The organism is Roseovarius mucosus DSM 17069 (assembly GCF_000768555.3).
GTDB classification, from domain to species: Bacteria; Pseudomonadota; Alphaproteobacteria; order Rhodobacterales; family Rhodobacteraceae; genus Roseovarius; species Roseovarius mucosus.
This window is the reverse complement of record NZ_KN293981.1, coordinates 163,705-175,294: the sequence shown is the minus strand read 5'-3', so window position 1 is coordinate 175,294 and position 11,590 is coordinate 163,705. Positions and strand designations below refer to the sequence as shown.

Genomic DNA, 11,590 nt, shown 5'->3' with positions numbered 1-11,590 from the left:
CCGCAAGGGTCAAATCGCGGCTAACGGCGCTTCGGCGTTCCAGATCTTTGCGGAGCTGGCATCATAATCATGTCCGCTGGAAGCCTGTTTGCAGCCATCAGAAAAATTTGCGACAGAGCCGCCGTAATCGCGTCTCGCGAGACCGAAAAAGTCTCCACGCGCTCATCTGGCTCCATACCCTCCCAGGGTTGATTGTAGTTCGGCCCAGACGAGGCCGCGATGCCCCAATGGGCCATCGCGCAGGCCGGATCGGCCTTCAAAACGTTCCGGAAACAGGCGATAGCGGCATCATGGTTGTAGGCGTAGAGCCAGACCAGGCCCCGATCGAACCAGAGCTGCGCCTCGTCGGATCCGGTCGTGATCCTGCGACTGTATGTTCCGAAGTTGTAGTTGGTTATCTTTCCGCTCCTCTTACTGCAGCCTGCGTCAGAATGCGACAATCTTGAGCGAGCTGTTTCGGCAGGCACGAGTTCCGGGTCGGCGGAACCGCCAAGAGGCTTGGACAGAATCAGAATTTCAATTCCGAGGATGTCGCGGAGATCGGGTCCGTTCGCACGCGTCTTCTCCTGTGTTCCTCGCCGGGTCAGACGGCCCGGGCGGAAATGACGACGGCCGGCATCGGAACAGTCCACTCCGGCCCTTCACCATGGTTTTCGAGCACTCGCTCCACCACGGCGGCTCGGATGGCACGCGCATGCGCCTCGGGTTGCGGACGGAGAAGCGCACCACCTCGGGCCGTGCCGTCGCGGAAAAAGTCGAAGGCAAGTCCCGGGTCATCGACCTGCCAGGAGGAGGAGACAACTTCGCAGCGGAATTCTCCGAAGCCTGACCTTTCCAGCACCGGATAGGCGATGTCCGGGTCGGCGTAGGCATTGGCGCCCGGGCCAGGAGGCAGGATGATGTCCGGCGATCCATGTCTCCCAATCGCGCCGAATACGTAGCCAAACGCACCGTGCACGTCGGGACCGCACCAGGTCGAGAAGGCGATCCGGCCTCCCGGGCGCAAGACCCGGCGTGCCTCCGCGAGGACGCGGGGCGGATCGGGAACGTGTGGCATGCCGAAGCCGATCGTTACCGCGTCGAAACTGGCCTCCGAAAATGAAAGCCGCATCGCGTCGCCACTAACGAAATACGCCTCCGGCACTGCTTCACGGGCAAGCTCGAGCATGGCTGAGGAGAAATCGAGGCCAGTCACGCGCGCTCCGGCCGCGACAAGGCCTGCTGAGACATTGCCGTGCCCGCAACAGAGATCGAGCGCATCTGTGTCTGGCCCCGCATCCACGCCGGCGACGAGGTGCGGGACTACCATGTCAGAGGCTTTTGAAAACCCGCTCGCATAGGCAACGGCGACGGTTGGTTCCGACCATTCCCGCTTTTCCAACTCTGCGAAGGCCTTTGTATCTCCCACGACATCGTCCTCCTGTTCAGACGCGAAGCGACTTCTGATTGGCGGCGCCCAGTTCCTGTTCAGAGATTACCACAGTTTCTCGCAATCGCCGACAGGCCCGACATGTGGGACGTTTCATGATCAACGTTTCGAGGGCTACAAGCGCGAAATCGTTCGTTTCGAGTGGACCCCATCTGTTGAAGATGAAGCGCCCGCCCGGCCGAAGAACCCGGGGGATCTCGGATAACTCCTTGATGTGATACGGAAAAAACATCACGCCGAACTGGCGCAGGACGACATCGGAACTTTCGTCCTTGAAGGGCAGTGACATCGCGTTGGCCTCCCGCCATTCGAGCCTGTCATCCGAATGAAGCTGTCGGGCGCATTCGAGCATGGCCGGGTGATGTCGGTGACGACATAGCAGCACCCGCCGTTCAAGCGAGGTGCAAGCGCGCGGGGGAGTGCACCACTACCTGCCGAGACATCCAGCCCAGCGGTCGGGTCTGATGATGCCCCCCGATCAGCCAGATCATAGGCATAACCTTCGAACAGGATCGGCACGAGGTAACTGTCGTAAACCTCGTGGCTTGAACCGGAAAAGTCTGAATCGATGCTGGTAATGGCGAGACTTTTCGGCAAGAGGTCCTCTGTAATATACCAGATGAGAGCCGAACAGTCGCCGTCCTGACTGCGTTCAACACCTGACCTGTCCGGCACAGCCGTCGCTGGCCCATGGAAAATGTAACGCGGTGCATGAATGGCCGGTCTCGTGAAGCTGCGGCGCAGCACCGGCGCTAAAAATCAATGGCCATTCAGGGCCGTTCGTGACGGTCCCGCAGTCACGGCGTAGCCCGGTCAGTCGCTGCAAGCGTGGGATAAAGAGCTTGTAGAGGGAAGCGCGTTCATTGAAAGCTATGCGCCCTTCAGACTTCTGTTGCGCCCGCGAACGACGGGTACTGCACAACCGAACAGCTGACGTCGTCGGCACTTTGGTCAAAGCATGACTCTTCGGTCGTCCGCAGAAAATTCATATTCTTCGATGTCACCGCCATCGCTGCTGTCGATCAGAATCCCTGTCGCTTCAGCTCTTCCGCGATCCGGCGTCGCGCCTCTTCATTGCGGATCGGGAAGGCTGCGAAATACTGGTCGGCCGATGCGTCGGGTTTGCGTCGACGGGCGTCCTGCCGCCAGCGGCTGGCCTGCTGGTAACGGCCATCCAACCCGTTTGCCACAGCCGCCACCATCGAGATCAGGTAATGCGCACCGGGCGTCGAGGCTGCGCGGTCGCCCAATCGGGCAGCTGCCCGCGTATCTCCGACCTGAATCAGCGCCTGCGCACGCACGCCGTGGATTCCGTAGAGCAGCGGATCCAGCGGGCTGAGCTGGAGTGCTGCGTCAAGTCCTGCGTCGACTGTGTTGATGTCGCCGGTCAACAGCGCAGTGAAGGCGCTGGCATAAAAGCCCTGCGCGTAGTTCGGGTTGAGCTCGATCGCACGATCAAACCAACCCTTGGCGATCTCGGGCTGATCGGTAAGCCAATAGGATCGGCCCATCGTGTAATGGGTAAACGGATCGATCGGATCCAGTTCCATGCCCCGCTCGGCATGACGTCTTGCCGCAGTGGCTGCCTCCCGGTCATCCGGCCCGAGATGCAGAAACGCGTCGATGAACCGCGTGAACGACAAGCCGGCATGCGCGCGTGCAAATCGTGGGTCGAGTTCGACCGCGCGTTGGAAATGCCCCTTGGCGAGCTGATTTGCGTCGGGCGTGAACCGGTAAAGCTGGGTCAGCCCAAGGTGAAAGGTCTTCCATGCATCCAGCCGGTCTGACCCGGTTTGTGATGCAAGGCGCACCTCGTGCTGCGGCACGTGCATGTCAAGCGCGGTCACAACATGTGAGACGACCCTCTGCCGCAGGTCCTCGATCCCGTCCATTGGGGCTGTCAGCCGGTCCCCCCAAATCACCTCACCGCGGCTGGCATCGGCCAGCTCGATGACTACGGCGACCGTGCCAGCGAGGCTTTCGATAACACCTGTCATGACATAGCCTGCCCCCAGCGCCGTACCGACCAGGTCGAGGCCGCCATGTCCTTCGCGAAACCGGAACGACGATCCGCGTGCGATTACCGCCAACCAGCGCAGGCGGGAAAGCCCCTGTATGATCTCATGCGGTACTGCTTCCGCCAGAATCTTGACTTCGGGCGACGCGCCGAGAGGTCGGAAGGGCAGTACCGCAACCGATGGGCGGGACAGATCGGCGCCGGTTTCACTCTCCGAAGACAAGGCGTGGACCGGCTGGGCTGGGCTGGTTTCCTTGACCTCGGCCACGAACCGGAAGCCTTTGCCGTGGATCGTGCGGATGACAGCCTGTGCGCCGCCATCATCGCCGAGCGCCTGTCGCGCCGACCGGATCCGGCTGGCGATGCTGGCGTCTGACGCGACGCGGCCGGGCCAGACGGTTCTGGCAATTTCGTCCTTGCTGATCATTCGATCGCGATTTCGTACGAGGTGGATGATCAGTGCCAAGACCTGAGGTTCGGCATGCACAACGTCGCCCTTATGGGCGAGCTCGAACAGGTCCGGGTCGAGCCGGTGATCACCGAAAAGCCAAGCCATGATATAGCATAACCCAGTTTTCCGCGTTTCTTCATGAAATCTTCAGATCTGCATCAAGCGCTTCAAGATCAAAAAGGTTCAAGATGGAAAAATTAGAAACGAATTACTGAACAAAGGGAGATTGCCATGACCTTCAAGAACATCCGTACTACGCAAGGGAGAGGACGCCTGTTTGAGTCAGTGCTCGACACTGTCGGCGATACCCCCGTGATCCGCATCAACAACTTGGCACCAGAAGGTGTACGGGTTTACGTCAAGGCCGAGTTTTTCAATCCTGCGGCATCGATCAAGGATCGACTGGCGCTGAACATCATCGAGGCTGCGGAACGCGCAGGCACGTTGAAACCGGGCCAGACCGTGGTCGAGGCGACCAGCGGCAACACCGGCATCGGCTTGGCCATGGTCTGTGCCCAGAAAGGCTATCCCCTCGTCGTGACCATGGCCGACAGTTTCTCGGTCGAGCGGCGAAGGCTGATGCGGATTCTGGGCGCAAAGGTGGTGCTGACGCCGCGTGCCGAAAAAGGTACGGGCATGTATCGCAAAGCTGCCGAGTTGGCTGAGAAGCACGGATGGTTCCTGGCCCGCCAGTTCGAGACAGACGCCAACGCCGACATCCACGAGGCGACCACGGCGCGAGAAATCATAAATGATTTTAAGGACGAAAGACTGGATTACGTCGTAACGGGCTTTGGTACAGGTGGCACGGTCGCAGGGTTGGCGCGCGTTCTGCGCAAGGAACGTCCTGAAACCAAGATCATTCTGAGTGAACCGGCAAATGCCGCGATGATCGCCAGCGGCGTAGCTCAGGAACGCGGCGCTGACGGCTCGCCCTCCGCCAGCCACCCGGCCTTCGAGCCGCATCCGATCCAGGGCTGGACACCCGACTTTATCCCCTTTGTTCTCCAGGAGGTTTTGGACAATGGTGGCTATGACGAGCTGATCCCGGTGACCGGGGTGGACGGTATCGCCTGGGCGAAGAAGCTCGCAGCGCAAGAAGGTATCCTGACCGGGATCTCCGGCGGATCCAGTTTCGCCATTGCCATGCAGATGGCGGAACAGGCGGAAAAGGGCGCGGTGATCCTCGCCATGCTGCCCGACACGGGAGAGCGCTATCTATCGACCCCGCTCTTCGCGGACATCCCCGAGGACATGGACGACGACGAACGCGCCCTGTCCGACTCGACGCCCGGCTACCGTATGGCGGCCGAGTAGATATTTTGGCAACCCAAGGAGAAGACTCATGGACCTCTACATGATACGCCGTCGCAGTGCCTGGGCAGATGAATCAGAGCTTGAAAAGACCGCCGAAACCTCGGCCCGCATCGGCAACGAAGATATGCCGGACAAGGTACGCTGGATCCGCTCCTACGTGATCAAGGAGCGCGACGGACGGCTCGGGACGGCATGTATCTACGAAGCGGTGGACGAGGACGCCTTGCGGGAACACGCGCGCTGCGTCGGCATGCCGGGCGACGACATCCTACCTATTGGCGCAACTGTGGTCGTGCGGCCCGACCCGGCCTGAGAGACTTCGAAACTGGACCTGCTTGGGCAATCACGTCCAGTTTCCGATGGAACGGAGAGCAAAGTATGGCTCAAGATACGCGGATCGACACGGAAGATAGCCTTGACCCTGGCGACTGGGAGGACATGCGCAGGTTGGCGCATGTTATGGTGGACGATGCCATCTCCCGCCTGCAAGGCCTGCGCGACGAGCCGGTCTGGCAACCGATGCCTCATGCGACGAAGGCGGAGTTCCATGGCCCGCCGCCCGCAAACCCCGCCCCTCTGGAAGCGGTCTATGCTGACGTGAAAAACAAGCTCTACCCCCATGCTATGGGCAACATCCACCCCCGTTTCTGGGCGTGGTACATGGGGGCGGGCTGCCTTACGGGCGCGCTGGCGGACTTTCTTGCCGCCATCGACGGCTCGAATCTTGGCGGGGGCGATACAGGAGCCAATCAGGTGGACCATCAGGTCACGGACTGGCTGCGTCAGATGATGGGCTTTCCTGAGGGTGCGAGCGGCACGCTGGTCAACGGCGGGTCAATGGCAAATATAGTTGGACTGACGGCGGCGCGGAATGCGATGGCCGACGTGGATCTGCATCATCAGAGTGTCGCCGATATTGGCGCGCCGCTGCGGTTTTATGCCTCGGATCAGGTGCATTCCTGTCACATGAAGGCGATGAACCTTTTGGGGGTGGGTGGCACCGCGCTGACGCGAATTGCTACAGACGACGCGTTTCGCATGGACCTTGATGCGCTGCGCGCGGCAATCCGGACCGACCGGAGCCAAGGTGTGCGCCCCGCTTGCGTGATCGCCACGGCCGGCACAACCAACACCGGCTCAATCGACCCACTGCCCGAGATAGCGGACCTGTGCCGCGACCAGGGTATCTGGCTGCATGTGGATGGCTGTATCGGGGCGATGTTCTCGATCGCACCATCGAACCGGCATCTGGTTGCGGGGATCGAAAGGGCGGACTCGCTCGCCCTCGACCTGCACAAAGGGCTCCACGCTCCCTTCGACGTCGGATTCGCTTTGCTGCGCGACCAAAAGGTGCACCGCGCGACCTTTGCAGAGAACGCCGAGTACCTGCAGGTCGCGACCCGCGGTCTGGCAGCGGCCGAGTTCCTGCACGACTACGGCCTTGAAACGACGCGTGGTTTCCGCGCGCTCAAGCTCTGGATGATGCTGCGCCATCACGGGGTGGAGACCTTCGGGCGCATCCTCGACCGCAATATTGCGCAGGCCCTTCACCTGACGGCGCTGATTGATGCCGCGCCGGAGCTGGAGCTTATGGCGCCAACTGCGACCAGCGTTGTTTGTTTCCGCCACGCGCCCGGCGCCATGCGCGAAGCCGACCTGCGCGCCCACAACACCGAAATCATGCTGCGTATCCAGGAAAGCGGTATCGCGGTCATCACCGACACCACGATCCGCGGCCGACACTGCCTGCGCGTCGCAATATGTAACCACCGCACAAAGGAAGAAGATATTGACCTCTTGGTGCAAGAGGTGCTCCGGATCGGCGCCAAAATGAGCCTGGTCGGTGCTTCGGATGATGCACCAACCGAGTTGCTGCGCCTGTGATCAATGACCGGTTTGGAGAGACCGCACAGCCGCGTCAAGGCGCGTAATGAATGGCAAGTTTGGGCGGAACCTTACTCGGCTAGATCATCCAAGCTCACGCCGAGCGCATTCGCCAAGGCCCGCAGGCTCGTGATTGAGCCCTGCTTGCGACCGGTCTCGATCTCGGCCACGGTCACGCGGTTCACGCTCGCTTTTTCGGCCAGAACGGCTTGCGTCATCCCACGCAAGTCCCGGTAGACGCGCAAAGCGTTTTCGCCGTTCAGCAGCCGGTTCACGTAATCTGCGGGGATCAGTTCATCCTCGCCCGCCGCAAGTGTGGCCTTGGCGCGGTCGTAGGTCTGGAGATCGGCCAGGTCTTCAGCCGCGGCCAGCAAGCGTTCATATTCTTCGCGCGGGATTGTCACCATCTCGTTCATGTCATGCCCTTTCAGTCATAGATGCCGCCCCGAGGGCCAATGTCCAGCACGGCCAAGACGTTGCCCTTATCATCCATGATCACCCGCCAATCACCGACCCGAAGCCTGATTCCCTCTCGGCCTTTGAGGGATTTCACATCATTGGCCTGATCGCTTGGATCCTGCGCATACGCCTCAATCTTGGTGCGGATCAGCGAGGCCGTGTTCGCAGGCATCCGACGCAATGCCCGAATAGCGGATTTCGTATAGCTGATCTGCTTCATGCTGTAGCTTTAAGCGACGCAAGACACGAAGCCAAGAAAATGTCGCTTTTAGCGACATGCTTGGCCGGCCTGAACCGGCCTAGCATAGCTCACAGGTCGATCCCTTCCGACAAGGACAGCGCATCATCCAGATCAACGCCGAGATAACGCACCGTGCTGTCCATCTTGGTATGGCGTAGCAACAGTTGGACTGCGCGCAGGTTGCCGGTCTTCTTGTAAATCCGGACAACCTTGGTGCGCCGCATCGAGTGGGGGGACGGAGAGCGGACGGTGACATTTGGATACTGGGTTCCGAAACCAGCCTCTCTTTTACCCTGTGACAAGCATCCAGACGCGGCCCTTGCAGAGCGTGCTTCCGGCTTCGGTTATGTATCGCACCATGACGATCATCCAGAAATTGTAGCTTTCCGTGAGGTGTCGCGACAGCGCGTCCTGTGCCGAAAAGACCAGTGTCGCCCTATGCATGAACTGGCTGCCGAGGCGCGCATTGGATCGGAGCTTCGTTCTTCCGTGTCCCGTCTATGGCCCGATGCAGCCGTGGTTGCCCGCCTTCCGAAAGCCGAGGAAACACCAGGGGCTGGGCTATCATCGCAAACGTGGGATGGGCAAACCCCAAGCGCTTTATGACTCTTGATATCGACACGCGGCTTGTAACCATTTGGCGTTTATGCGGGGTGGTGCTTGGGGGGTAGATTGAAAAGCGAGATGAACGTGCGAACCATGTCCGGTGCGCCCGTGATCTGCACACCCACCGTTTCGGGGGCCGCCCCACCATAGAAGACCGCCGCAAGGGGGGGAGCGGCGGGTGCTTCGAACCGCAAGTCGGGTTCTCTCGCATCACCACGCATTACGGGCATCGCACCGTTGGCAAGCCGGGCGATGAATTGTGCGGTCCCGATGGTAAAGAGCACCTCCGCTTCTATACCCCGTGCCGCCTCGGCATCGAGCATCGTTCGCAACGACAGCATGAAGGAAACCGGTGACAAGGGAAGCGTCGGATCGTGCAACGGTGAGGCGGCAGCCCACCGGCCCAGTTTCTGAATGACCGGTTCCGCGGCATAGCCCCATTCTGTCAGGCCGTAGAGCCGTGCAGGTGCAGGTTCGGGCGCGGTCGAGCGCAGGACCACGCCGTTTGCCTCGAGCCCGGCGAGCCGCTCGCTCAGCACCTTGGCACTGATCCCTGGCAAGTTTGTGCGAATGTCGCTGAAGCGCCGAGGCCCGAACATCAATTCGCGCACGATCAGAAGCGACCAGCGTTCTCCCAGAAGCTCAAGGCCGAATGCCGTGCCGCAGGCATCGCCGTACCAGCGGCCATGGGGGTTTTTTGCCGATTTGGTTTCATTTTGTAATGCCATGGTTGCTTTTTGTAATCTCATTCTCATAGCCTGTCCATATCGACGACGCGACTCAGGAGGAAACGCGATGTCACAGATGATCTTCATAAACCTTCCGGTGGCAGACCTCGAACGTTCCATGGCGTTCTATGAGGCGATCGGCTTCACCAAGGACACCAAGTTTACCAATCACCTCGCTGCGAGCATGGCTTTATCCGACGATATCCGGGTGATGTTGCTGACCCATGAGTTTTGGTCGAGCTTCACCAACCGGCGCCGGGTGGACCCCGCGTCCGAAGCGCAGGTGTTGCTTTGCATCAGCCGTGCGGATCGTGAGGCGGTGGATGCCATTACCGCCGCCGCCGTTGCGGCGGGCGGTGCGGGCGATCCTTGCCCGGCGCAGGATCACGGGTTCATGTACGGGCGCAGCTTTGCCGATCCCGACGGTCACATCTGGGAGCCCATGTGGATGAGCGCCGAGGCGGTCGAGAAAGGGCCGGTGGAGATGTCCCATGCCGGTTAAGGCGGACGCCCCGATCACGATCACCGCCTTCGACTGGGTGCCGGATTTCGCCAGGGGGCAGGTGCGTGACCTGCGTGTTCGCTGGGCGCTGGAAGAAGTCGGTCAGGATTATGCCGTTCGCTGTCTTCCGCAAGGGCAGCAGAAGGAGGCCGCACACCGTGCCTTGCAACCGTTCGGACAGGTGCCAACCTACGAAGAGGGCGACCTGACGCTGTTCGAAAGCGGAGCCATCGTCTTGCATATCGCCGAACGGTTTCCCGGCCTCATGCCCGAGGACACTGCCGGGCGGGTGCGGGCGCTCGAATGGCTTTTCGCTGCGCTGAACACGCTGGAGCCGCCAATCATGGATCGCTCCATGGCGACGATCTTCGAGGCTACCGAACCCTGGTCGGCGCCGCGTTTGCCGGGGATCTACTCGCGGATCGAAGAACGGTTGCAGGAGGCGTCGGATCGGCTCGGGCCGGCGGAGTGGTTCACGGGCCGCTTCAGCGCGGGTGACCTGATGATGGTCAGCGTTCTTCGGATCATCGAAGGCGAAGGGTTGATCGAAACCTTCCCCAATCTCGCCGACTATGTCGCGCGGGGCACCGAACGGCCCGCCTTTCAGAGAGCATTAGCCGCGCAGATGGCCGGTTTCACGGGCAATCCGCCGCCCGGTTTCGACGCATGGATGGCGGAGTTTCAAGCCATACAAGGAGAGACGACATGACCTATATCGCCGGATTCCTCACCCCCGTCCCGAACGGGAACAAGGAGGCTTATATCGAAAGCGCCCGCAAGGCCTGGCCACTCTTCAGGGAATACGGAGCCTTGCAGATCATGGAAACCTGGGGCGATCAGATTCCCGAAGGCAAACACACCGATTTCAATCGCGCGGTGGCCCTGGAGGAGGGTGAATCGGTCTGCTTTTCATGGATGATCTGGCCGGATAAGGAAACGCATGACAAGTGCGGCGCCAGCATGCAGACCGACCCGCGCTGGCAGGACATGGACATGCCCTTCGATGGCAAGCGCATGATGTGGGGCGGCTTTACCCCGATATTCGAGGACACCGCCTGAACCGTGATCGATGCAAGGGCTGGCGAGTTGATGGGCTGGAGTTCTGACAGGGTGTCAGACGGGTCCCGCAGATAGCTGCGTGACACTCCGATGCACTGTCCCGACCGCCCTTTGAAAGGAGAAAGACGATGACGAAACGAAAGGCTGCCGTGTTCCTCTGGTTCGATACCGAGGCCGAAGCGGCGGCGGAGTTCTACGCCGCCACCTTCCCGGACAGCCATGTGGACAACATGATCCGCGTGCCCGAAGAGGCACCGAGCGCGCCAGCCGGGACCGTTCAGGTGGTCGAGATGACGCTCCTTGGCCTGCCTTATGCGCTGCTCAATGCCGGACCGCATGTGCAGCCCAACGATGCCTATTCGTTGCAGGTTTATACCGATGACCAGGCCGAGACGGATCGGCTCTGGGATGCCATCTTGGACAGTGGTGGAGAACCCCTCATGTGCGGCTGGTGCAAGGATCGCTGGGGCTATCGTTGGCAGATCACGCCGAGAGTTCTGATGGAAGCGCTGTCAAACCCGGACCGGGCCGCATCGGCCCGCGCACAGGCCGCGATGATGGAGATGCAGAAGATTGACATCGCGGGTATCGAGGCGGCGTTGCGGGGCACGACCTGAGAAATGAGGACACAAATGCCCCGAATTATCCGCAGCCCGGATTGCGGAAACTCTCCGAGGAATGGCTTCGTTGAAAATATCGCGATCGCCTTGGAAACCGGCATATGCGACCCAGAAGCCTTCGATCCAGCGGTGACATGGGAGACCGCATCCACCCGGCAGATCGTGGGGAGAACAGCTCTTTTTGAGGCCCTGCCAACTGAACGAGCGCCGGCGAAGGTTATCGTCGAACACGCGATCTCCCACGGTAGGGTTGGCGCAGCGAGCGGAGAGGTGATCC

General features: G+C 60.7%; 15 protein-coding genes and 1 pseudogene. 7 read left to right on the top strand and 9 right to left on the bottom strand.

The annotated features are described in order from the left end of the window. Positions 1–20 precede the first annotated feature (20 nt). From ROSMUC_RS21055 to ROSMUC_RS14415, 4 genes are all read right to left on the bottom strand, one after another. Positions 21–632 carry a tetratricopeptide repeat protein gene (locus ROSMUC_RS21055; RefSeq protein WP_170062576.1) on the bottom strand — a complete coding sequence of 204 codons (612 nt, stop codon included), beginning with the start codon at positions 630–632 and terminating at the stop codon, positions 21–23. After that, positions 584–1,408: a class I SAM-dependent methyltransferase gene (locus tag ROSMUC_RS14425; RefSeq protein ID WP_052115383.1), complete on the bottom strand. Its 825-nt coding sequence runs from the start codon at positions 1,406–1,408 to the stop codon at positions 584–586. The genes ROSMUC_RS21055 and ROSMUC_RS14425 overlap by 49 nt, the downstream gene beginning before the upstream one ends. Before the next feature lie 16 nt (positions 1,409–1,424). Further along, positions 1,425–1,781, bottom strand: coding sequence for a class I SAM-dependent methyltransferase (locus tag ROSMUC_RS14420; RefSeq protein ID WP_052115382.1), 357 nt, complete (start codon positions 1,779–1,781; stop codon positions 1,425–1,427). 670 nt (positions 1,782–2,451) lie between these two features. Then, positions 2,452–4,002, bottom strand: coding sequence for a winged helix-turn-helix domain-containing tetratricopeptide repeat protein (locus tag ROSMUC_RS14415; protein WP_037274554.1), 1,551 nt, complete (start codon positions 4,000–4,002; stop codon positions 2,452–2,454). Positions 4,003–4,128: 126 nt separating this feature from the next. Between ROSMUC_RS14415 and ROSMUC_RS14410 the strand changes: the two genes are divergently transcribed. From ROSMUC_RS14410 to ROSMUC_RS14400, 3 genes are all read left to right on the top strand, one after another. Next, complete coding sequence (locus ROSMUC_RS14410) at positions 4,129–5,214, top strand: PLP-dependent cysteine synthase family protein (protein WP_037274552.1); 1,086 nt, start codon at positions 4,129–4,131, stop codon at positions 5,212–5,214. Between the two features lie 28 nt (positions 5,215–5,242). Then, entirely contained in the window at positions 5,243–5,527 is a 285-nt protein-coding gene (locus tag ROSMUC_RS14405) for a nickel-binding protein (RefSeq protein WP_037274549.1), read from the top strand. A 65-nt stretch (positions 5,528–5,592) separates the two neighbouring features. Continuing rightward, positions 5,593–7,098, top strand: a complete 1,506-nt coding sequence (locus ROSMUC_RS14400) for a pyridoxal phosphate-dependent decarboxylase family protein (RefSeq protein ID WP_037274546.1) — start codon at positions 5,593–5,595, stop codon at positions 7,096–7,098. Between the two features lie 71 nt (positions 7,099–7,169). Here ROSMUC_RS14400 and ROSMUC_RS14395 read toward each other — a convergent pair whose 3' ends face one another. From ROSMUC_RS14395 to ROSMUC_RS14385, 5 genes and pseudogenes are all read right to left on the bottom strand, one after another. Then, positions 7,170–7,514: a helix-turn-helix transcriptional regulator gene (locus tag ROSMUC_RS14395; protein WP_037274543.1), complete on the bottom strand. Its 345-nt coding sequence runs from the start codon at positions 7,512–7,514 to the stop codon at positions 7,170–7,172. A gap of 11 nt (positions 7,515–7,525) precedes the next feature. Next, complete coding sequence (locus tag ROSMUC_RS14390; RefSeq protein WP_037274540.1) at positions 7,526–7,777, bottom strand: type II toxin-antitoxin system RelE family toxin; 252 nt, start codon at positions 7,775–7,777, stop codon at positions 7,526–7,528. Between the two features lie 89 nt (positions 7,778–7,866). Next, positions 7,867–8,028, bottom strand: a pseudogene (locus tag ROSMUC_RS20875) (integrase); the annotation flags it as partial. A 58-nt stretch (positions 8,029–8,086) separates the two neighbouring features. After that, positions 8,087–8,242: a hypothetical protein gene (locus tag ROSMUC_RS21050; protein WP_170062575.1), complete on the bottom strand. Its 156-nt coding sequence runs from the start codon at positions 8,240–8,242 to the stop codon at positions 8,087–8,089. Between the two features lie 200 nt (positions 8,243–8,442). Then, positions 8,443–9,132 carry a winged helix-turn-helix transcriptional regulator gene (locus tag ROSMUC_RS14385; RefSeq protein WP_037274535.1) on the bottom strand — a complete coding sequence of 230 codons (690 nt, stop codon included), beginning with the start codon at positions 9,130–9,132 and terminating at the stop codon, positions 8,443–8,445. 67 nt (positions 9,133–9,199) lie between these two features. On the opposite strand from ROSMUC_RS14385, the gene ROSMUC_RS14380 reads away from it, so the two are divergent. The 4 genes from ROSMUC_RS14380 (at position 9,200) to ROSMUC_RS14365 (ending at position 11,310) form a co-directional block, all read left to right on the top strand. Next, on the top strand, positions 9,200–9,634 hold the full coding sequence (locus tag ROSMUC_RS14380; protein WP_037274532.1) for a VOC family protein: 435 nt from the start codon (positions 9,200–9,202) through the stop codon (positions 9,632–9,634). After that, the gene (locus ROSMUC_RS14375; RefSeq protein WP_037274530.1) at positions 9,624–10,343 is read left to right on the top strand and encodes a glutathione S-transferase family protein; all 720 of its coding nucleotides are present in this window, start codon (positions 9,624–9,626) and stop codon (positions 10,341–10,343) included. Before ROSMUC_RS14380 ends, ROSMUC_RS14375 begins: the two co-directional genes overlap by 11 nt. Continuing rightward, positions 10,340–10,693, top strand: a complete 354-nt coding sequence (locus ROSMUC_RS14370) for a DUF1428 domain-containing protein (protein ID WP_037274527.1) — start codon at positions 10,340–10,342, stop codon at positions 10,691–10,693. The genes ROSMUC_RS14375 and ROSMUC_RS14370 overlap by 4 nt, the downstream gene beginning before the upstream one ends. Before the next feature lie 128 nt (positions 10,694–10,821). Beyond that, positions 10,822–11,310 carry a VOC family protein gene (locus tag ROSMUC_RS14365; protein WP_037274526.1) on the top strand — a complete coding sequence of 163 codons (489 nt, stop codon included), beginning with the start codon at positions 10,822–10,824 and terminating at the stop codon, positions 11,308–11,310. Positions 11,311–11,590 lie beyond the last annotated feature (280 nt).

What these genes read in the sequence shown, in the direction of transcription:
- ROSMUC_RS14390 (WP_037274540.1), bottom strand. Translation starts at nt 7,777, where the DNA reads ATGAAGCAGATCAGCTATACGAAATCCGCTATTCGGGCATTGCGTCGG.
- ROSMUC_RS14405 (WP_037274549.1), top strand. Translation starts at nt 5,243, where the DNA reads ATGGACCTCTACATGATACGCCGTCGCAGTGCCTGGGCAGATGAATCA.
- ROSMUC_RS14365 (WP_037274526.1), top strand. Translation starts at nt 10,822, where the DNA reads ATGACGAAACGAAAGGCTGCCGTGTTCCTCTGGTTCGATACCGAGGCC.
- ROSMUC_RS14395 (WP_037274543.1), bottom strand. Translation starts at nt 7,514, where the DNA reads ATGAACGAGATGGTGACAATCCCGCGCGAAGAATATGAACGCTTGCTG.
- ROSMUC_RS14370 (WP_037274527.1), top strand. Translation starts at nt 10,340, where the DNA reads ATGACCTATATCGCCGGATTCCTCACCCCCGTCCCGAACGGGAACAAG.
- ROSMUC_RS14415 (WP_037274554.1), bottom strand. Translation starts at nt 4,002, where the DNA reads ATGGCTTGGCTTTTCGGTGATCACCGGCTCGACCCGGACCTGTTCGAG.
- ROSMUC_RS14385 (WP_037274535.1), bottom strand. Translation starts at nt 9,132, where the DNA reads ATGGCATTACAAAATGAAACCAAATCGGCAAAAAACCCCCATGGCCGC.
- ROSMUC_RS14375 (WP_037274530.1), top strand. Translation starts at nt 9,624, where the DNA reads ATGCCGGTTAAGGCGGACGCCCCGATCACGATCACCGCCTTCGACTGG.
- ROSMUC_RS14380 (WP_037274532.1), top strand. Translation starts at nt 9,200, where the DNA reads ATGTCACAGATGATCTTCATAAACCTTCCGGTGGCAGACCTCGAACGT.
- ROSMUC_RS21050 (WP_170062575.1), bottom strand. Translation starts at nt 8,242, where the DNA reads ATGCATAGGGCGACACTGGTCTTTTCGGCACAGGACGCGCTGTCGCGA.
- ROSMUC_RS14420 (WP_052115382.1), bottom strand. Translation starts at nt 1,781, where the DNA reads ATGCTCGAATGCGCCCGACAGCTTCATTCGGATGACAGGCTCGAATGG.
- ROSMUC_RS14410 (WP_037274552.1), top strand. Translation starts at nt 4,129, where the DNA reads ATGACCTTCAAGAACATCCGTACTACGCAAGGGAGAGGACGCCTGTTT.
- ROSMUC_RS14400 (WP_037274546.1), top strand. Translation starts at nt 5,593, where the DNA reads ATGGCTCAAGATACGCGGATCGACACGGAAGATAGCCTTGACCCTGGC.